Below are 20,934 nucleotides of genomic sequence, written 5' to 3' on the forward strand. Positions count from 1 at the left end.
AAGGTACAAATGTTATGCGCTGTAATTGTTATTTAAATGTTAACTAACTACATTAAATTTAGATGTTGAACCCATTATGGGGAGACCATCTATCGTGTTCTTTTACACCCACTGTTCTTTTATGGCCAACACCATTATTGGGTGCCTAAGGTAAAACAGGCCTGCTTTAAAAGGATTCTTTGTAGCAAGGAGATTATTGATGAAAACACCTGCCGCACTTGCGCTGCTAAGTAGCTCGCTGCTGACATTTAGCAGTCCCAACTCTGTTGCCGCCAGTTCCGACGACTTTAATGACCAACACTGCCAAGCGCCACAGAGTTGGCAAAGCTTTAAAAATATCACTATGCCTGATGGCAATGACTTTAACTCGTCTTCAAACTGCGAGTTCCACGCCTGGTCATGGCAGATGTTTATGTGGCTAATGCAAGAAGATCCACATAATTCTGGACAACCACGCTTCCTAGGGTTTGAGACTCCTTATGATTTACTGGGTGTAGAAAACCGTGAAAGTTTACTGCCAAGAATGGCAAAGTCGAGCGATGCCAAAGCACTTGATGAGTATCTGCAAGCAGGCACTGAGGGATTACTCGTCGACAGACAAGGCAAACCTGTTTACTACTCTCAATACTTAAACCCTGAATTTGTCGATTTTGTCAGCGAGCATGATCTGACTAACTATAAAAGTGTACAGAAGATTGACCCATCTCTGAGCTTCGATATTAATGTTGCTGAGTTTAAAGCTTCTTGGAAAATCGTTGATGCGACCACCGCCAACAGTGGCCAGTATTTTGTTACCCGCCAACCGGTTTATAAGTTGGTAAATAAGGGTGGTCAAATAGTGGTGGATATAACGCAACAAAGCAACGAGTACTTGGCCCTGGTAGGGTTTCATATTGCAGGCGTGGTCAAAGGGCACCCGGAGATGATCTGGGCCACTTTCGAGCATAAAGACAACGCTCCCAATGTGTGCTCTAAGCCACAGAACAGTTATGACGATCCCTGCCCAGTAGTACAAAACATCGACCCCAACCAGATTGTCTCAGAGCGGGACTGGACGTTTTACAGTGCCAATACTAAGTACAAAGAGTGTAATTTAAACTACAGTGTTTCGGGCCGGCTCACACTTGACGAAAAAAGCCAAACACTTAGCCCTAGTACCCAAGTTTGTCGCCGTTATGCCTGGGGTAATGACGCCACCCAAGCCACCTTCAAAGCGCCAACTAATATTCGAGTAGTACAACAACTGAACCACAGTGTCGATGATTTACTGGCTTCCAAGGACTTTGCCCTGCCGCAAGATCGCCAATGGTTAAAAAATTATTTTGAGGTCTCGGCTATTTGGTTTGCTCAAGCAAATGCTCTTAAACCCGGACAAACACTGGCTACTAACGTCGATGACAAGGGACAGCAATTACTTATTGGCGGTTTACATTTATCAAACGCAACCATAGAGACCTTTACGCAAACACAAAGCACTATGGATAATTGTTTCCGCTGTCATAATAGTTCACAACGCTTTCCCCCGAATGGTTCACATAAACTGTCGCCATTAAAGCCCACCAACCTCAATATCAGCCATGCCTTTATGAATATGTATTTCTGGGATCAGGAAATGAAGCAGTACGTGAAGGAAAACCTAGCCAAAAAGGGAGAAAAATAACATGAGTACTAATACTATTTTTCGCGTTCACCCAGCCATCAACTTTGCTCGCGTTGGCAACAGTGAAGAGTTTTATATCGCTCCGGAGACAGCCGCCGGTGAGCTATTGGACAAATCATCGGGACTATTTGGTGGTTTACCTATTAAATGGGGAAGCGAAGCGACCCCTATCACTGCCGATGACTTTCGCGACCAGCAACAACGGGTAAAACGTCAAGCCGCACGCTTTCGTATCTACGCGTACGATGAACCACAAAGTAGCTACCCAAGTAATGACAAAGGTCGGGAAATAACCCTTGGCGATACCATCAATGGCAAAACCGTCAGCGATATTATTTGGCAAGTGCATGTAGCCAATAAAAAGAACAATAACTTTACAATTGCCGATAGTGAAGGCAATGAAGAGGGCATAAATAGCTACACTCATGGACAAACTCCGCCGTTGCGTAACCCCACTTATGGTCTTGACCCAAACATGCCAGAGCGCCTATTACAATTAGTCATAGACCCTGGCCCTCGTTGCATTCGTGCCAGTGATAGCAATACGGTGGTGCATTTTGATGCTCACACTACTGCCTCTTATATTGATCAACAGGGGCAAATTCAGCAACAGCCAAACTACCCCACTAGTTTCCCGAGCGATCATTTTGACAATCTCAATCCCAGTTCCGGTGACATTACCACCCTAGGTGAGCTGCGAGTCGAGTCTAATACTGGGCGTTTAGTCGTTACTGGGGGGTACGGTAATGCTTTTGCTTTTAAAAAAGGTAACTATGGCGCAGGTGCGCATATGAGTGAAGAGCAAAAGCGGAAGGTTGAGCTCAATGGCGCTATTGATAATGATGGGTGGTTCGATGACGTTGCCGATGGCCCAGTGCATGCAACGATTGTGTTCGATGATGGCTCAACAGCTCAAGTTGTCGCCGGTTGGTTTGTATCGACCGATCCCGCCTATGCTCCGCAAACGCGAAACATTGTCTCAACGTGGGATGATATTTTTAATACCTGGGTGGAGCATCTCAACCTTATTCCTGACCTCTATAGCGAGGGCCAGTATAACAGCAACTACAAAGCCTCTTTTAATGGCGATGTTTTACCTATATTGCATGGTGCGTATTTACAACGCTGGAATACCAATCTACCGAATAAGGGAATACAAGGGCACAACTTTATCGCTAAAATTAAACCTTCCGACAACCCTAAAGAGTTCATCAAAGACTTCGATGGCTTGATACGCAACCCTAACTTGCCTGCTGATGATAGCGAACGCACGAAAATGCCATTGTCGCTGGGCGATGCAACGAAGAGCTTTTTATCGTTATCTACCACCCAGTACTTCCTTATGAAACAGTGGTACGAAGGTCACAGTGAAGAACAAGCACCCAACCTAGGTGAGGGCGAAAAGCTTGATAAAGTAGTTCTAGAAAACTGCTTGGGAGGACGCTATTCGCCAGGCATTGAGCTGACCTTCATTGTGCGTGATACACACCTTTATAAAGTAGACAATAGCAATGGTGTAGCCACGATTCCCGCCACACAAGGACCATTTAGGATAAACGAGCAGCCATTGGATTATAGCCATGCGAGTAAAGCACAGCCGTTCCTAAGTTTTGGCTATATACCCAATAACAGTGCCAAAGTAACCCCCGGAGATTTAAGTAAGTTTATGGCACAGCCTTGGCATACCGATTACAACAGTTGTGCCGTGCATGAACCTGATCCCGTGCCCCCTGCAAGTAACACCTTGTATTGGTCTTGGCCTGCCCAACGCCCGGTTCAAGTACACCCTGCCAATTTGTGTACATTTAACGAACAACAAGGCACTTGGAACCTTGGCGGACAACTCTTTAGTATTCGCGGTGATGCTGATGGTGAGGATAACTTAACCTACTCAGATTACCCGCAAAATGTAGGCCGGTACCGTCAATACCTCGATTACTTGGCTAATTGGCATAAGACCGGATTTATTATTCAAGGTCACCAAGTAAGTGCTCCAAAAGGTGATAACTATGGTAGCGACAAGTTCGTTGAAGTAGAGAGCTTGTATCAGTCTAATGGGCAGTTGGTACAGCCTTGGCCAACTTCAGTGATCCCAGAGCCAACTGGTAAATAACGCTTGATAGCCGGTTCTTTTGGGACCGGCTAAGGATTAACTATGACTGACGATGTCTTGATCATTGGTGCTGGGCCTGCTGGGATTGCCACTGCAATCGCAATTAAAAAGCAAGCACCACATTTGACTGTTACACTCGTTGATGCCGCAACCAGTGCCAAAGCAAAGCTTGGTGAAACTATTCCTCCAGCTGCTAACGAGGTGCTTAGGCGAATACTTGGCGAGCATTCAGAGGAGCTTTTATCTAAGCACCTCATTTGTCCAGGGTCGATTTCGCGATGGCATAATGAACAAGTTGGCTTTAATGACTTTTTCTTTGCCCTGACAGGCCAAGGATATCATTTAGATCGACAGCTTTTTGAACATGACCTAAGTACTTATGCCTGCCAACTGGGTGTGACATTATTACGTGGTGCAAAAGTTAACGCTGTCGCTGCAAGTACCACTGGCTTTCGCTTGTCTGTACACTTAGGGAGTGACAAGAAAATATACCATGCCCGCTTTGTGGTGGATGCGAGCGCTCAGCAGCGCCGCCTGACCCGAACTTTAGAAGTTGCAGAAAACACCTTCGATGAAGTACTCTATCTCAGTGCGCTTGTCTCAGTTAAGCAATCGCCTTCATGCAGTGAGCGTACTGTGGTTGAGGCACAGCCTTATGGATGGTGGTATGGCGCAGCCTTACCTGGTAAGCAGTTGATGCTAATGTTATGTACCGACCGCGATAATGTTGCTCAATATGGTCTTGATAACAGTTACGAATTTTTATGTCGGGCCTGCGAAAACGGATTATTTCAGTATGGGTTTAACCACTTACGTAATTACAGCGCTAATGAGATACATATAACAAAGCGGCGCGTAAGCTCAGGTATTCTTAGTAAGGTTATTGGCAACAACTGGCTGGCAGTAGGCGATAGCGCAAGTAACTACGATCCCATCTCCTCTGCCGGTATTACCAAAGCGCTCATACATGGTGAACTCGCAGGTAAAGCCATTGCTGAGTGTTTCCAATATGGCAGTGAAGAGGCTTTACTGGCTTATGAGCAGCGTGTTTTTGCCGATTTTAATCAATATATAGCGCTTCATGCACAGCATTACGGTTGCAATCAACGCTTTGCTGACGCCTCATTTTGGCAAGCACGACGGGCCGTAACACAGGCTTAGTAACGCATGGGTTATATAAACTTACCCATTATTAAGTGGGTTTGCTGGGCTCTGGCCTGTTAGCGCTATGAAGAGTGCAGCTAAGTAGAGCGATGAGCGCGGCAATACCGGCAAGCACCGCATATCCACAAAATAAAGTAAATACACCCACATAGTAAGCAGCGATACTCGCAACTAAAGCAGGCATGCGATAGCGTAAAATGAGGCGTTTGAACGACTTGAGCGCGCCGATGTGCATTACCGCTTTGTCATTGATATGCAAAAATCCACTTTTTAAAGTTCGGTGGGTCAAGTGGCAGCACTTGACCCTCATTATTATCGTCACGAACGTGTTATAATGGCGTTTTGTACTCAATAAGATGAACCTTGCCGTGACTGCATTGCCCTTTTCCTCCACTCCACTGTCCCCTGCGTTGTTAGATAACCTCGCATCATTGGGGTATCACTCGATGACCGATATTCAAGCGCAAACCTTGCCGCTTATTTTGGCCGGCAAAGATGTCATTGGTCAGGGCAAAACCGGTTCAGGTAAAACCGCAGCATTCGCTTTGGGGTTACTGCATAACCTCAATGTACAGCGCTTTCGAGTACAGTCTCTGGTTGTCTGCCCCACTCGTGAGCTGGCCGACCAAGTGGCGGTCGAAATCCGCAAGTTAGCACGCGCAATCCATAATATTAAGGTGTTAACCTTATGTGGTGGTGCACCGATGGGCCCACAAATTGGGTCGCTGGAGCATGGTGCGCATATTGTTGTCGGTACCCCAGGGCGCATTGAAGAGCACTTGCGTAAGGGCCGCCTCAGTTTAGATGAGGTAAATACCTTTGTGCTTGATGAGGCCGATCGCATGCTGGAAATGGGCTTCGAACAGCCGCTGCAATACATTGTTGACCACTGCCCTGCGGTGCGACAGAACCTACTATTTAGCGCCACTTACCCGGCAAAAATAGAACAGCTCGCTCAGCATGTTATGCACAATCCGGAAAAAATCACCGTTGAGTCCACCCATGATCATGCCACTATCGAGCAGTATTTCTACGAGGTGGACGACAATGCCATGCGTATGCAAGCAACGCAAAAGCTGTTATTGCACTTTGCTCCCAGTGCAGCGGTTATTTTCTGCAATACTAAGGCACAATGCCAAGAGCTCTGCGATAGCCTGCGCCAGTGTGGCTTTGATTGTGGTGCACTGCATGGCGATTTGGAACAAAAAGACCGTGACCGTACGTTAGTGCGCTTTGCTAACCAAAGCATGAGCGTGCTAGTTGCCACCGATGTCGCCGCTCGTGGCATTGATGTTGACCATGTTGATATGGTCATTAACTACCATATTGCGCACGACCCTGAGGTGCACGTGCATCGTATTGGCCGCACCGGTCGGGCTGGCAATAAAGGGGTTGCATGTTCATTGATGAGCTATAAAGAATCCCACAAGGTCAACGCTTTAGAAGATTATCTAAATACCACAGTGGAGCCAACAGACTTACCTAACGACAACGTGTTTGGTAATCCGGTTAAACGTGCGCCTATGGTCACAATTCAAATCGATGGTGGTAAAAAGTCTAAGCTGCGCCCCGGTGATATTCTTGGTGCCTTGACGGCAAAGGATGCGGTGAAAGGCGCACAAATAGGTAAAATCAAAGTCACGGCGATCAGCGCTTATGTCGCAGTGGAGCGAAAAGCAGCTAATACCGCCTTGAAGGTGATCAGCGAAGGCAAAATGAAAGGCCGACAATTTCGCGCTCGTAAACTCACTAAGTAACATCCCATTGGCCGCACATTGCTGCGGCCTGCTACCCACTTTGTCATTCAGTATCAATACACCTTGCTTTAGTTAGCGTTGCCTGTTCAGGAACTCTTTTTCACCTGCAATGGAGGCCTTCGGTGACATCTGACTACTTTGAGTTTTTAAGCATTATTGGCGTCGCATTTTTTGCCATTTCTGGTACTTTGCTAGGCCATGATAAAAACATCGGCGGTTTTGGTGTCGTCGTTGTTGCTTCAGTCACCGCGCTTGGCGGCGGCAGCCTGCGCGATGTGTTGCTAAATCAACCAGTATTCTGGATAGACAACCCCAACTACCTCTATGCCACCTACAGCGCTATTTTTATCACGGTGTTGTTTATCCGCCACCTTCCTAATGTATCAAGTTACTACATGCTGTTACTTGACGCCATTGGCATGGCTATTTTCAATATTGTCGGCATTGAGAAGTCGCTACTGCAAGGCACTGATATGATCGTGGCCATCACCATGGGGATGACCACAGGCATATTTGGCGGCTTACTGCGGGATGTGATTTGCGCCGAAGTCCCTCTCGTTATGCGCCAAGAGCTTTACTCTACAGCCTGTCTGTTAGGAGGGCTGACTTATGCCGTGCTATTTCATTTAGATATTGCTTACCTGTGGTGCATTACCGGGTCTGTGTTGGTCACTGTGCTGCTGCGCCTTGGCGCAATTCATTGGGGTTGGCAGCCGAGTATATTCAAGAAAGGCCGAATGCAGTAATGCCAACCATTTTATAATTTGGGGTTTAAATCATATGCTCCGCCCCAAGGTTTTAACTGTACACCTTTTTAAGCCGTGGGTGATGACCTCACCGGCACGGGAAAATAGCAGAACTTTAAGGAGCGCGATATGAAAACCCTGATCATCGGAGCCAGTGGTCAAATCGGCAAAATGACGACCGCGAAACTGTTAGCCCAAGGGCACGAAGTCGTGGCCTTAGTACGCGATAAAAGCAAGCTAAGTGACTTGCCCCAACAAGGGCTAACTATTATTGAGCAAGATTTGGAAAATGATTTTAGCCCTGCCTTTGAAAATTGCACACAAGTGATCTTTGCTGCAGGCTCTGGGGCCAGCACCGGGGCTGATAAAACCTTACTCATTGATTTATGGGCTGCAAAGCGGGCCGTGGATTTTGCTAAAGATCATAAGCTTGTACACTTTATTATGGTGAGCTCAATTGGTGCCGACGCACCTGATAATATTGAAAGCAGCATAAAGCCCTATTTGGTAGCCAAACACATGGCCGATGAGCAACTGATAAACAGTGGCCTTGATTACACCATCGTGCGCCCGGGTACTTTGCTCAATGAACCAGCGACCAAAAAATACCGTATCAAGCGCCCAGAGTCGCGCCAAGACGCGGTGATCTCTCGCGAGAACGTGGCAGAGGCGCTGGTGTATATCGCCGGCAAAGACAGTAAAACGAGCCAAGTGTTTGAGCTGTTTGATGGTCCCGAACCAATCACTTCGCTCATAGATTAAAGCCAATGCGCCTAGCCCCAAGCTGGGCGCTCATTTTTTTACGCCAATTAAAACAACCAGCTTACCGAGAGTCTCAACGTCCGTGGTTCAATGGGATGAAAGTGAATATCCGCAACACCCTCATCTGCCTCACCCGGCAAGCGAGAACTGTAGTAGTAGTCAATATCATGATCCTGACTGTTAAACATGTTGAGTAGCTCGACATCCACTTTCCAGTGGGTTTGACGATAACTGAGCAACCCATTGACCACACTCAGAGGCTGCGAACGTCGCTCGCCATCGGCACTGAGTATGCGCTTGCCAATATGACGAAAACGTAACGAGCTCAACCACAACTCATTGATATGCCAATTGACACCAGCACTTGCCACTACGGGTACTGCGCCCTCGACGCGATCATCCTGAGTGCCATTACGTAAGCGCGAACGCGTGAACGACGCTTCCATATCGACACTAAAGCGCTCATTGAGCCAATAATAAGCACTCAGCTCCAAACCATAGCGCCGCGAAGCATCACTGGCCTCAGTATTACCGGCATCGCCAACAAATAGTAGCTCCGAGTCTAACTCTAACCACCATAGAGCGGTTGAAAAATTAAACTGCTGCTCATCGAAATAGCGCACGCCTATTTCACCTCCTTCGCTGCGTACAAGTAGGTCGACCCGCTCTGTCGCCTCCAGGGTGATAGGGTCTAGATTTATCGTTGCTCCGCGAGCATCATTGGAATGAAACCCTTGAGCAAAATTAAAATAGCCGGCCCATTGCGGCGTAAAGAGGTAGTTTATGTTCGCCTTCACGCTGAATAAGTCATCGCTGGCATCGCCGGAGTTACTTGGGTTATCACTTTGCACATTGGCTTCTAGATAGTCATAACGCAGACCTAGATTAGCTTCGAGCTGTGAGCTAATGGTTATCTGCGAATGCCAATAAGCACTGTAACTACGCTCATCAATACTGTCTTCACGCACAGTACTTAAACGCTGACGCGCACGTGTATTATACAGCCCCACTTCACCGACATTATCGTTACGCAGGGTGATCCCTACGCGGTGCTCGATGGGCCAGGGCGTCTGTTGTGAAAAGGTATACCCTAGCGCTGCACCGCTGATCACCCGCTCATCATATTGCTGAAATTGATCGCCATTGATGGGGTCGTTGAGAAAGTAAGTAAAATTCGAAAACAAATCCAATTTATAGTCAATAAGATAGGCACTTGCGCTAACGCGTTGCCCTTGCCAATTGGCCGATACACTGTAGCGACTGGAGTGTCCCCCTAAGGTTTTATCTAAAGAACCTAACTCTGTTATTATTCCTTGGCGTACCACGCGACGTGGTATTTGGTCGGCGGCATTCCAGCGATTGTCGTAGGCCATTGCCGTTATAGACATATCGCCGTCCCAAGCGCGGCCTACATAACGTAGCAACGCATTTTTCTTGCTGATATCTTCATTGATATCTTGCCAAGGGCCGTCATAACCTTGCCATTGGGCAGCGCCAATAACCTTGCCTTGCCCCGCTGCAACACTCGCCATCGCAACCGCTCGAGTATAGTTATCTTCACCAATAGTCAACGTTAACTGCTGATGTGTGGGGTTATCAGCAAGGTGAAAGTAGGCACTGCCGGCGCTGGAGAAATCTCCTTGCTCTGCGTGATAACTGCCCTTTTGATAGGTGATGGTGGCAATCGTTTCAGGAATAATAAAATTGAGATCGGTATAGCCTTGACCGTGCCCATGACTGCGCATATTAATGGGCATGCCATCGATATAGGTCGCAAAATCGGTGCCGTGATCTAAGTTAAAACCACGAATAAAATACTGATTCGCTTTACCCGAGCCGCTGTGTTGTGTCACGGCCATACCCGGAATAAGCTCTAGCATTTCTGCGCTACGCAATATGGCTCGGCTATCAATTTCACCCTGACCTATCACGCCACTTGATGCGCTAATCGACTCACCAATAAGGCCACTGCGGTGCCCATACACGGTGATCGTTTCTACATTAGCCGACAACGGATGAGCCGTAATCGCCCCGAGAGAAAGTAGTAATGTGTTAAACCTCATGGCTTGTTCCTTGTTACCAGTTAATATCAAAGGTGATAACGGACAAGCACTGATTTTGGATGCAAAAAAGGAAAGTTAGTTAGAAACGATAGCTCACTGTCAGTGTCACTGATAATGCAGGGGTATGCGAAAATGATAACTGCCAGGCGTGTGGCTAACGATAGCCGCCTGCAAACTGCGCTAGAGCAAGGGGGTGTGTAAAGTTCAGGCAAGCTCACAACGGCCTGCCCAACTGATTAACGGTAGAACACCTCAACCGTTCCTTTACTTTTAATCAACAGAGGCTGACCGCGACGGTCGCGGGCTTTCGGATGGGCTACTTTAATCCAGCCTTCACTGATGCAGTACTCTTCTACATCATTACGCTCTTTATCATTGAAACGCACGCCAATATCGTGCTTTAGCACTTCTTCATTGTAATGCGGGCTGCGCGGGTTAATCGAAAGCATATTGGGAATATCAGGTTTGCTGTTGTCGGTCATGATGACGTATCTCTACAAATAAACGTGGGCGCTATTGTAGGTAATCCCATCCTTAGGCTCAATTATTAAAGTTGCTGATAGGAAAATAATCTCGCTTATATTGCTTTCGTTGGCAATGTACTTTAAACAAGTGTGCTTAGCCTCATCGCCAATAGAGCTGAATTATTTGCGCTCAGCTCTCAGACGTAGGATAGTGATATGCGGTTTTAATGCTGTAACTACATAGGATAATCATGTTCAAACTATTGCTAGCTTCGAGTTTAGTCTTTTCTTGTGCCACCGCTTTGGCCGCCAACCTTACGGTGGAAGAGCAGCGTCTACCCGCAGCTGCTGAAGCAATGCCCAACGTAACCAGCGCCTTTGCCAGTGATGTAAGCGCGTTTGCACAACAGTGGCAAAAACTAAAGAGCTTCGAGCGTGCTCAGGATGTGGTTTATGATTACGCCAACCAGTTGTGGCGCAACGCCAAACAGCGTATCACTACGAAAAAAGATTACGATGACCGCGCATTGTATTGGGCACGGTTACAGTCGAGTAAGATTATTCGTGCCACTAACCCACACTTTGCGCTCAGCGATGCGCAGCGTCAAAGCTTACTCAACACCCTAGAGCGAGGCAGCCGAGGACAATACGACTTAGCGTACAGCCAGGGCACTGAGAAAAAGATTCTGATCACCGGCTTTGACCCTTTTTTGCTTGATGAACACATTGACCAAAGTAATCCTTCAGGGGTCGCTGCATTGTTATTAGATGGGCAGGTAATCAGCCACAAGGGTATACGCACAGAAATTAACACCGTGATGATCCCGGTGCGCTATAAAGACTTTGATGAGGGCCTGATTGAAGCATTGCTAGCGCCCTACTACGCGCTCAACAACGTTGATATGGTCGTCACTATCAGTATGGGCCGAGAGCACTTTGATTTAGAGCGCTTTCCAGGTAAGCGCCGCAGCGTGACCGCTCCCGATAACGCCAATATAGTTTATGGTGGCACGCAAACCGCACCGAAAATATCCAGCCTTAATGGCCGCCCTCTTCCCGGTGCAGAGTTTGTTGAATTCAGTTTGCCAGTCGCGCACATGCAAAAAGCGCAAGGCCCCTATGAAATCAATGATAATCATGAAGTAACCACTCTAGAGAAGACATTTAAGCCTAGTTCGTTGGCCGAGCTGGAAGGTGCAATCGCGGTCAATGGCGGTGGCGGTGGCTACTTATCGAATGAAATCTCTTACCGCAGTATTCGCTTGCGCAACGAGCTTAATTCAGATGTACCTACAGGACATATTCACACCCCTCGCATTGCGCAGTTTGAGCCACAAACGGAAGCGAAAATCGTAGCGCAAATTAAAGCCATGCTAAAGCAAAGCTTAACAGCGCTATAACTGTTAAGTGAGGCTGCCTAGCTAGGCAGCCTCTGACCTCAGCGCGCCTTTAATGACGCTGCTGCGGTGTATTACGCACTAAATCTTTACCATTATCGTACACCTCTTGAGTCACCCAGCGCCCAAGTAGTAGCTGGTGATTGTCATCGAGTACCGCAATAAAAGGTCGGCCATCGGCATTGTTAGTCGCCAGTGCAATGCCAGCCGCATTGTCTAAGCCTAATTTGCCGCTTTCCACCGAGCGCAGAAACGCCTCTAATTCCTCTAGCGTATCAATAATGTCATTATCGTTTATCATTTTAGGTTCTCAATTACCGCTTAAAGCGCAAAGGGTAACAACTCTTGCCCGACAGATAAACATGGCTGTGTAAGCTACAAGCCCGCCCAACTCGTTAACAATGCTACTCGCATCGCCATTGCGTTAATTGGCGTTTAATAAAGGCGTCTATTTGTGGATAAGCTGCGAGATTTATAAAATCTACATCGTAAGTGAAAGACAAACCGTTTTGAGTCAGCTGCCGCATGCAACTATAGCCTTGTTTTGAGTCTCCGCTACCGTCTAACATACAGCTTCCCCAGTATTCGTAACCGTTATCACCTCGCGTATAGGCATACCAGTCGTACTTACTTTGTTTATCAAAATATAGACTAGGAACTTCTTCGCTTTGCGTTAGGCTGTGCTCTTCGGATAGCTGCTTTTCGATTGCTTGGGTCGAAGAAATAATTTGTAAATGATTATACACTCTGCCAAATAAGGGATCGGCAGTGGTGCCCTTAAAGCTATCTACATGTTTAGCGATATACTCACCTTCAAAAAATATCGTCGGCCCGTAGTTGCTTGCGGAGTCGAAGTTACTGTCGTCGCTCTGGATATCGGGCGTCAAATAGGCTCGAGGGAAGCAGTATCCTTGCCACTGTTGTGGCGCTCCTCCACAGGCATTCAGTAAATAAATTACACCTAAAATTATCGTTAATCTCATCTGCTACTTCCCTAAAGATTCAATTTAAGTACAACTTTATAAAAATGAGTAATCACGAATAAAACGCAACTGGAATTCGGTGTTATCAAAGTCTGTGCACATGACATCGAACCCATAATGCAACACGGTATCAATATCAGCGCCAATAGCGCCTTCTTGCGTCAGCGAAGCCATCGCTGTGAGTAGCTCTTTGGCTCGAGTTTCATGGCCCCCACACCCGTAGTCAACCACTGAGTAAAATTTTGCGTAGTTATCGCCCAAGCTTACAGCCTGTTGGAGATACTCACCTCGTTTGGCTCCCTCACTCGTGCGAGCCAAGATAAACGCAGCGCGAGGCTGCTGACGATAGCGGAGCAAATAACGCAGGATCGTTTGCGCTTTAAACGGTGAGTGGGGATAGGCACCGCGCATTTGCCCTTGAGGGCGCATATCACGACCAGTGTAATAACTGTAAGCGTAATAAAAAGCCTGCTCGGTAGATAAACCCTGCAATGCCTGTGGTGTCACATCTATGCTTTTTTCACGATGCTGCGTTAATTGTTGCTGATAGTCCTGCGCCCACTGCTGCTGAAGCCTCGCCCCATGAACAACATGAATCGCTAGCGCAGTTGCGGCACAACAAAAGGAAGCGCCAAGCAGTAGCACTGGAAACGCAACATAACTACGATTCTTTAGCTGTTGGCGACTAGCGTGTGGCTGCTGTTCACTGAGCAAGTAAAAAGCACGATGGTCTGTCAACGGCACACTTCTGCGAGCAAAAAAAGCAGCAGCCCACGCACCACTGACATACAATGCCAGCAAAATAATTCCCCAAATTGTGCCTGAAAGGACAATACCGATATTGATGGCAACGCCCACGACTATTATGTGCGCCAACAAAGCGAGCACGGCAAAACGCCGCATAAAGCCCTTGCCATGATAACGCACAGCAACGCCTAACAGAGCACCGCTGACAAATAACATCAAAGGAGATGCCTTAGGCAACACAGCAAACGTTCCATACCACAGCAGCAAAATAGGTACACACCACATGCTTGTGTACAAAGCGGCTTTTACTGCATGTTGGTTATTGAGTTGCGTGTGCACTCGCTTTGCCATGCTCGGCTCTAGATTCATGATAATGTGTCCGGCTTGAGAATATAAATAATGGCTGCCTGTACCAAAGAACTATACCCAGCGCCGTATCATTTTCATACCGTGTAAAATCTATGTTAATAATAGGTTTTGTACTCATGAAACATATTTTTGTCGCTATCGCCTTATTGGTCGGTTTAAGTCCATTCGCTTGGGCACAGTGTCGCGATAATGTCGTCTTGGTCCATGGCAACACATCATCCCCCTCTAGTTGGAACAACACCCGTGAGCAACTACATGCTCAAGGTTATACCGATACACAAATCTTTGCTCCGAATTGGGGCTCTAAAACATGCGCCAGCTGCAACGATCACAACGGTAGTGAAGAGCTTCCCGTGCGCGAAGCAATTCTTGATGCCATCAACCAATCGTGCAGTGGGAAAATAGACATTATTGGCCATTCGATGGGCGTCACCCTAGCCGCGCAGCAAGTTTACAAACTGGGGGTAAGTGCCGATGTCGATGCATTTGTCGGTATTGCCGGGGCGTTGCGCGGTTTATTAAGTTGCGGTGTTTATCCCTACAATGTGTGGAACAGTACCTGTGGCTATCACGGCCTATCAGTAAGTAGCCCGTTTCTTGACGGTCTATATGGGCAGCAATTCGCAAACCGAGTGTATTCCATTAAAAGCTATGCCGATCAGGTCGTCTGCGCAACGGGGAGTTGCTATGTATACGGCATTCACAGCAGTCGAATTTGGCATGAAACCGCTACTTTTACTTACGCTCTTGGCCATTTTGGCCTACAAACCGAGACCGCTGTTAAGCAGGTTAGTCTAATTCAATAACGACCTTGTCGTATATGGCACCCAATACTCTGCTTTATAACTAAATATACGCATTTATAGCCGGTACCATCATACCGGCTCGTAACTATTTCGTTGAACTTGTGGCTTCGTTCGCTACTACCACGGCCTCAGCGGCGGTGTTAACCTGCGCACTGGTTTTTGCCAGACCGACCGCCTGAGCCCCTCCGATCAGCCAGGTTTGTGCGCCTAAGGAAATCGCCCCTAAACCATGACGAGCCAAAGGCCACTGTCCTTGCACATGCCATTGCTGAGTACGAGTGTTGTAGCGCAGCACATCGGTATAGACCCCCTCGGCGTGTTCACCGCCAAAAACAGATACATAGTGATCATTGACTGTTGCAGCGTGCCCTGCCCTTGGCTGTGGCATAGAAGGCAAGTGCCGCCATATACCTTGTTCGCTCTGATACTCCAACACATCCGTCATTGGCGGCATACCGACTTGGCGCCCGCCAAGGATGAGCCATCGTCCATCAATCTGCACGGTTGCGGCGCTGTTACGAGCACTGGGTAGCGGCGCTGCTTCAGTGACGCTAAATGTGTCAGGGTCGAACACAAAATGGCGTGCGGTATCATGGCTATGCTGCCACTGACCATTTTTATCGCTATGTAGTGTGCGCCCACCGGCGAGGTGTATCTTGTCATCGATAACCGCTGCAACCGTCTCACTTAATGGGATAGGTAAAGTGGCTACATGCTGCCACTGCGCCGCTGATTGAGACAACATTAAAATGTCACCAGTATTAAACCACTGGCCGCTTTCGGAGTTGATAAAGCCACCCAATGCAAACAGCTTATCGCCAACCGCTTGTAGATAGGTATGATGACGCCCTTGGGGTAAATCTGGTGCGCTCTGCCAGTGCGAATCTCCAGGAGACCAGTAATGCACTTTCGCTGTCATTTGCCCTTGAGACACTGGCAGCTGGCTAGAAATTCCACCCGCTACCCATATCTCATCGCCTATCAATGTCGGGTATATCTCCTGTATAGGCTCCACAAGAGATGCACCCGAATGTTGTGGCTCAGCGTGTAAACCAGCGGCCCACAAAGCACTCAATACCAGCATCAGAAGGTATTTTAACTGTCGCATAATAATTCTTGGATGACTCCGAAGGGTGAATAAACAACCGTTAGCATAGACAGAACAGTGCTTTAAAAACAACTAACTAAAGGTCTTACAAATCCCCTATCAACACCCATGAGTGACAAAAAAGCGCCCGCAGGCGCTTAGTTAGAACTGATAATGAACACTGAGTTCGAGGTTCCTTTCCTCTCCGGGCAAGCCGCCTAGGAAAAGTGCCTTTTCGTAGTAACGCTCATTAAATAGGTTATCTAGGTTTAATTGGACTTTGTAGTTATCCGCCTCGTAGGCAAAAGCGGCATCCCAACGCACGTAGCTCGGGACCACGGATTTAGGCAAGCCAAATGCGGTGGAATTAATGGTGCGCTCATCAACATAAGTCACCCCGAGATTCACAGCCACAGGATGTGCAAGCTCAAAGGCGCTCATATCATAGCGTAACCAAGTGCTGGCAAAGCGCCTTGGCACCCCTTTTATTTGCCCAGAGCGCTCGCCTGCACGCACGGTCACTGCATCCTGGTACGTACCATTAACATTGACAGACATTACCTCGCTGAGTGCCATATTCAGATCAAACTCCACCCCTTTGGTGGAGTCCTCATCGTCATAAAAATATTGTGGCACACTGATGTTGAACTCGGGGTCATTGGGATTGTCGTTAAACGCCTCATTGGCATAGCGTAAATTAGTGCGTCGGGTGTCAAATAGCACTAAAGAACCGAGTAAGTCTTCCTCTAAGGCAGTAAAGCGCACGCCAATATCCAATGATTCGGATTCCGAATCAGGGCGATTATCCGCTTGGTTTTCACTTACTGACCCTAAAATACTATAGGCCGTGCGCCCTTTCGACACATTCACAAAGGTCGAAAATTGCGATGACAGCTGATAGTTGAGGCCTAGGTTATAGGTCATACCGGCATCATCACTGTCGTTTTCTAGGCTGACTTCGGGTAGTCGCGCAGTGCCTCGATGCTGATAACTTTGCTTAATGCGCGTATAGGCTACGCCCACACGCGCTGTAAGTGCATCACTTAAATAAAGAACTTCTTGGCCGCTTATCCCCACTGCTTCAACACTTTTATCATAGTGACTGCGCAGCACTGGGCTGTAGTCTTCAAAATGCCCTGTTGGCCAGTTGGGGTTACGGATATCAAGAATATAATCAACAGCGTTGGCATCCGCAGCGGCGCCATCGGCATCGTAAATTGACCAGCTTTTAAGGCTAATATCGCGTTTTTCTGCATTCACACTCAGTAAGTGCTCACCAACTACCGAGCCCCAATCCCACGTATGCTGCAGATCGGCAAAGTACTGAAACATTTGTTCTTGCGCATGCTGCTTGCGATATTCTTGGCGTCGCGCTGCATAGGGGTAAAGTTCACCATCGACCATTAGCGGTGCACGTGGCGCTAGATTAATGGTGCCTCGACGCTGCCAATACACATAGTTGTAAGCTCCGGTTTGGCGCACGAAGTCGGACTCATAATCGCGAAATTGCAGTTGTTGCGTGAGCTCTGTATTGGCACCGAGATACCAATCCCACCGCAGCTTCACACGTTGCTCAGTACCAGCATTAGGGCGACTTAACGGCGAAATTACATTGCCATCACCGAGATCAAAGGGCTCAAGCCCATCGTTTTGTTTAATGCTCAGCGCCAGTTGTTGACGTTGCTCGGCACTTAGCTGGAGCGCTTCGCTTGCAGCATCATTGGGGAGATCAGCGCCACTCAAAGGGTAGTCACCGTCAATGCTATCCCAGTTTACAATACGTACTGGAAAGCCTACGGAGTCTACCTGCACTTCATCGTCAATATAAGCCGTTGATAATAACAAACGATGGTTATCGCTTGCCTGATAACGCAATGACCCATAAAACTCACTGCGCTCACTACCTAAATCGCGGTAACCATCACTCGATTGGTGATTGACGACTGCGCGGTAAGCCCAGTTCTCACTGAGTGCGCCAGTTGCATCAAACATCACCCCGTAGCTTTGCCATTGCCCAACATTAACCGCCACCTCATACTGGGCTTGGTCTTGTGGCTTCTTTTCAATTAGATTAATAACGCCACCAGCGGCACCAATACCATATAACCCCGTAGCCGGGCCTTTAAGCACCTCAACACTGTCTACATTGGTCATCGACCGCGTAGGGTTAAAGGCGTTGCCTAAATCAGCGCCACCATACATGCCATCATAGGTGTAGTTAACGCCTAGGCCACGAATAATAAGATTATCACCGACACCATAGTTATTGCCCGCTTGTGCTAATCCGGAGACATTACGCACCGCTTCTTGCAAAGTGTCAGCCGATTGCTGATCCAGCAAGGCTTTATCAACCACAACAATGGGTGCGGGGGTTTGCATCAAGGCCATATTCGACTTGGTTGCCGTGCCACTGTTGAGCACGAGTTCGTTATGGCGACCATAGACGCTAATGCGCTCAACCTTGTCTAGCTCTTGCGACGACGAGGTGTTGGCAGATGCATCAGACGACAGCAACGCTGCGCCTACGGCAGCACTTACGAGTGAAAACTGAAATACGTTCATTATCTCTTCCCTATATGAGATACAGCAAAAAACGCGCGCATTCTAGCACCACACACAAATGATAACAATTGTCATTTTTATTTGTGAAATTTATGTAAGCACTGCCATAGCTGAATAGCAAAAGTTGAAATCAGCTAGCAGTTTTCCCTCGTTCTGTAGCAGCCCAAACACGACCCCATATAAGCAACAAACTGATTTTAAATATAATAATTAACTGTTACCGAGTGTAATAGTTAATATTCACACAGCGACTAATTTTATAGCGTGGATATAAAAACCACAAAAAACAGTCGAATTTAAAGTCATTAAAAGGAGATTACTATGTCAACATTTAAAGTAAACATTCCCGCAGGTCCAATTTGGGACCAAAAAGATGCTGAGGATAAAGCGCCCCTAGTAGCGGCAGCACACCAGGGAAAATGGACGGGACAATGGAACACTGTCGTTCAAGGAGAGATGAGTGTTGTGGAAGTTGAATTGCAAGTGAAAAACACTGGCTCAGACTGCTTCAAAACAAACGTTCTTGCTGGGCCGCTATGGAGCAACGATGAAGCGCAAAAAGTGGGGGAAACCTTAGCAGCCTCTTACGGCGGCACCTTTACCGGTGAGTGGCACACCATTGTTGAAGGCAAAATGAGTGTGATTGAAGTTGAGTTCAAGTTCTAAGTTATTCTACATTACCTTTATTTTTATAATAACGGCTAGCAACCCTAAAAAGCCAGCCGTTATTATATATAAAACAACACTCTCATTTTACGGGCTTTAATTGAGCGTAAAGCCTGTACCAGACCAAAATATAGAGTCGTAATCACTACACTGCATACACTTGTACCATCTCACAGCCTCACTATCATAAAAAAGGCTGCTGTATCCGGCATCTCCTTGGTGAGTAAAAACTTTTACTACGCTAGAGTCACGTAAAATCGCCAGAAACCGCCCTTGCTGAGCGGATTTCGTTTTATAAACACCCACGATAACACGCTCTTCACTAGGCTCGTCATCTAAGTTTGCTCGAATGGAGAACTTTAATGGGGAACTCTGAATATCCAGATATTGATACTCAGGCAACGTCTCTTCGAAATAGCTCTTATCGAAGACCGTAATATACTCCCAATCTGGATTTAGTTCCGATACCGGAATCTCCATGAAATTAGACGTTTCAGCACAAAACTCTTTCGCAGTCCACCATGCTTTATTAGCTTCTAGAGTTGAAGTTTCACCAGCTATTGAAGGGGAGTAAAAAAAAGCCCCCGCAACAAGGGAAAGAATCGATACCTTACCAATCAACATGTCAATGCCTCCCACCTGCCATTATAGGCTCTGCAATTAATGACGTGCCTTATGAACCTCTCTTGTATTAAATTTTGAAGGGCTCCTATTTGCCAGCTAATTGGAAGTAATAACTAGCGAAAAAAACCATTCAATTATAATAACATGATAACCTATAGCCGATTAGCTACTCAGTTATTTTTATATAATTCAAACCACGGATGTAAAACATTGGTTTTAAAGTAAAAAGTTTTGGCGATATGTATCCAACTCGAAGAAATAGTGAAGCTGATTTGCTGGAAAAAATAAAATGAAAAAGATAACACTTGTGTGCGCGCTTATCTCTTCATGTGCGAGTGCACAGTATAACTACCTAGACCAAAGCACTCTGGACAACCTCAATGACAGTGCATTTTTAGGCGCGCCTCGTCATCCCGTTTACTTCGATTCTGGCGACGTTGCTCGCAACTGTGAAGACTACTTATCACTTATAAAAGCACATCACTTAAAAGAAACCAGCGACAATTACCTCGCTAAAACTGAGTATTTATCTTGTGAAGTACATGGGTTAATCCAAAAAAGCAATAAACTGGTTAGTAATAAACTTGCCTTGCCAGATTTAACTCCCTTAGCAACTAAACTAGACTTACGCTCAATACCCTCCTCGTTTGGACCTCAGCTCAATGAGATTAACTATACGCTATCAACTCTTGCTCAACAGGCAGTGCAATATAAAAACAATCAGCTGTTCATAAATACACCACAGCAATACTTTGAATTCAGACTGAAAGCCGTTTTAGACTTAAACAGTAGCACAATACCCGATTGGGTTATTTGGATGGTGGATGAGTCCAAGCAAGGCACCTACAAAGCTTATGCAACCCTTATCGTTATGGATGCACAGCCAGACGCACCAACGTGGCAAGCGCAAAAGTTTAGGCAAGTGTATCAAGGGCAAAGTTCTGATTAGTGAGCTTGTTTACTG

Annotated in this window: 19 protein-coding genes; 10 read left to right on the top strand and 9 right to left on the bottom strand. The window is 46.9% G+C overall.

Annotated elements, in window-relative coordinates; all coding sequences use genetic code 11:
* The first annotated feature begins 199 nt into the window (after positions 1 to 199).
* The 3 genes from EXT46_RS12005 to EXT46_RS12015 are packed head-to-tail and all read left to right on the top strand — an operon-like array spanning position 200 to position 4,934.
* Positions 200 to 1,660, top strand: coding sequence for a hypothetical protein (locus EXT46_RS12005; protein ID WP_130147508.1), 1,461 nt, complete (start codon positions 200 to 202; stop codon positions 1,658 to 1,660).
* Position 1,661: 1 nt separating this feature from the next.
* Entirely contained in the window at positions 1,662 to 3,773 is a 2,112-nt protein-coding gene (locus EXT46_RS12010; protein WP_130147510.1) for a LodA/GoxA family CTQ-dependent oxidase, read from the top strand.
* 42 nt (positions 3,774 to 3,815) lie between these two features.
* The gene (locus tag EXT46_RS12015) at positions 3,816 to 4,934 is read left to right on the top strand and encodes a tryptophan 7-halogenase (protein WP_130147512.1); all 1,119 of its coding nucleotides are present in this window, start codon (positions 3,816 to 3,818) and stop codon (positions 4,932 to 4,934) included.
* A gap of 31 nt (positions 4,935 to 4,965) precedes the next feature.
* On the opposite strand, the gene EXT46_RS12020 is transcribed toward EXT46_RS12015, so the two are convergent.
* Positions 4,966 to 5,196, bottom strand: a complete 231-nt coding sequence (locus EXT46_RS12020) for a hypothetical protein (protein WP_130147514.1) — start codon at positions 5,194 to 5,196, stop codon at positions 4,966 to 4,968.
* Positions 5,197 to 5,293: 97 nt separating this feature from the next.
* Between EXT46_RS12020 and dbpA the strand changes: the two genes are divergently transcribed.
* From dbpA to EXT46_RS12035, 3 genes are all read left to right on the top strand, one after another.
* Positions 5,294 to 6,694 (top strand): ATP-dependent RNA helicase DbpA, encoded by a 1,401-nt coding sequence (gene dbpA / locus EXT46_RS12025; RefSeq protein WP_022945329.1) that lies wholly within the window; start codon positions 5,294 to 5,296, stop codon positions 6,692 to 6,694.
* A gap of 122 nt (positions 6,695 to 6,816) precedes the next feature.
* Complete coding sequence (locus EXT46_RS12030; protein WP_130147516.1) at positions 6,817 to 7,440, top strand: trimeric intracellular cation channel family protein; 624 nt, start codon at positions 6,817 to 6,819, stop codon at positions 7,438 to 7,440.
* Between the two features lie 129 nt (positions 7,441 to 7,569).
* Positions 7,570 to 8,202 (top strand): SDR family oxidoreductase, encoded by a 633-nt coding sequence (locus EXT46_RS12035; RefSeq protein WP_130147518.1) that lies wholly within the window; start codon positions 7,570 to 7,572, stop codon positions 8,200 to 8,202.
* A gap of 47 nt (positions 8,203 to 8,249) precedes the next feature.
* On the opposite strand, the gene EXT46_RS12040 is transcribed toward EXT46_RS12035, so the two are convergent.
* Together EXT46_RS12040 and EXT46_RS12045 are read right to left on the bottom strand one after the other, a co-directional pair.
* Positions 8,250 to 10,265 (bottom strand): TonB-dependent receptor, encoded by a 2,016-nt coding sequence (locus tag EXT46_RS12040; protein WP_130147520.1) that lies wholly within the window; start codon positions 10,263 to 10,265, stop codon positions 8,250 to 8,252.
* A 236-nt stretch (positions 10,266 to 10,501) separates the two neighbouring features.
* Positions 10,502 to 10,747, bottom strand: a complete 246-nt coding sequence (locus EXT46_RS12045; RefSeq protein WP_022945333.1) for a DUF3297 family protein — start codon at positions 10,745 to 10,747, stop codon at positions 10,502 to 10,504.
* A 233-nt stretch (positions 10,748 to 10,980) separates the two neighbouring features.
* Here EXT46_RS12045 and EXT46_RS12050 point away from each other — a divergent pair, with 233 nt between their 5' ends.
* Positions 10,981 to 12,129, top strand: coding sequence for a hypothetical protein (locus EXT46_RS12050; RefSeq protein WP_130147522.1), 1,149 nt, complete (start codon positions 10,981 to 10,983; stop codon positions 12,127 to 12,129).
* A gap of 49 nt (positions 12,130 to 12,178) precedes the next feature.
* On the opposite strand, the gene EXT46_RS12055 is transcribed toward EXT46_RS12050, so the two are convergent.
* From EXT46_RS12055 to EXT46_RS12065, 3 genes are all read right to left on the bottom strand, one after another.
* Entirely contained in the window at positions 12,179 to 12,427 is a 249-nt protein-coding gene (locus EXT46_RS12055; RefSeq protein ID WP_130147524.1) for a hypothetical protein, read from the bottom strand.
* A gap of 103 nt (positions 12,428 to 12,530) precedes the next feature.
* Entirely contained in the window at positions 12,531 to 13,109 is a 579-nt protein-coding gene (locus EXT46_RS12060; protein ID WP_130147526.1) for a hypothetical protein, read from the bottom strand.
* A gap of 36 nt (positions 13,110 to 13,145) precedes the next feature.
* On the bottom strand, positions 13,146 to 14,225 hold the full coding sequence (locus EXT46_RS12065) for a hypothetical protein (protein WP_130147528.1): 1,080 nt from the start codon (positions 14,223 to 14,225) through the stop codon (positions 13,146 to 13,148).
* Positions 14,226 to 14,341: 116 nt separating this feature from the next.
* Between EXT46_RS12065 and EXT46_RS12070 the strand changes: the two genes are divergently transcribed.
* Positions 14,342 to 15,031, top strand: coding sequence for an alpha/beta fold hydrolase (locus tag EXT46_RS12070; RefSeq protein ID WP_130147530.1), 690 nt, complete (start codon positions 14,342 to 14,344; stop codon positions 15,029 to 15,031).
* A gap of 85 nt (positions 15,032 to 15,116) precedes the next feature.
* On the opposite strand, the gene EXT46_RS12075 is transcribed toward EXT46_RS12070, so the two are convergent.
* Positions 15,117 to 16,139: a kelch repeat-containing protein gene (locus tag EXT46_RS12075; protein ID WP_130147532.1), complete on the bottom strand. Its 1,023-nt coding sequence runs from the start codon at positions 16,137 to 16,139 to the stop codon at positions 15,117 to 15,119.
* A gap of 141 nt (positions 16,140 to 16,280) precedes the next feature.
* Positions 16,281 to 18,680: a TonB-dependent receptor gene (locus EXT46_RS12080; protein WP_130147534.1), complete on the bottom strand. Its 2,400-nt coding sequence runs from the start codon at positions 18,678 to 18,680 to the stop codon at positions 16,281 to 16,283.
* Between the two features lie 321 nt (positions 18,681 to 19,001).
* On the opposite strand from EXT46_RS12080, the gene EXT46_RS12085 reads away from it, so the two are divergent.
* On the top strand, positions 19,002 to 19,346 hold the full coding sequence (locus EXT46_RS12085) for a mannan-binding lectin (protein ID WP_022946214.1): 345 nt from the start codon (positions 19,002 to 19,004) through the stop codon (positions 19,344 to 19,346).
* 96 nt (positions 19,347 to 19,442) lie between these two features.
* Here the strand turns inward: EXT46_RS12085 and EXT46_RS12090 are convergent, their stop codons facing one another.
* Complete coding sequence (locus EXT46_RS12090; protein ID WP_045978262.1) at positions 19,443 to 19,970, bottom strand: hypothetical protein; 528 nt, start codon at positions 19,968 to 19,970, stop codon at positions 19,443 to 19,445.
* Between the two features lie 289 nt (positions 19,971 to 20,259).
* Between EXT46_RS12090 and EXT46_RS12095 the strand changes: the two genes are divergently transcribed.
* Positions 20,260 to 20,919 (top strand): hypothetical protein, encoded by a 660-nt coding sequence (locus tag EXT46_RS12095; protein ID WP_045978263.1) that lies wholly within the window; start codon positions 20,260 to 20,262, stop codon positions 20,917 to 20,919.
* Positions 20,920 to 20,934 lie beyond the last annotated feature (15 nt).

Origin of the sequence: Pseudoalteromonas sp. CO325X (assembly GCF_004208955.1) — a bacterium.
Classification (GTDB): domain Bacteria; phylum Pseudomonadota; class Gammaproteobacteria; order Enterobacterales; family Alteromonadaceae; genus Pseudoalteromonas; species Pseudoalteromonas ruthenica.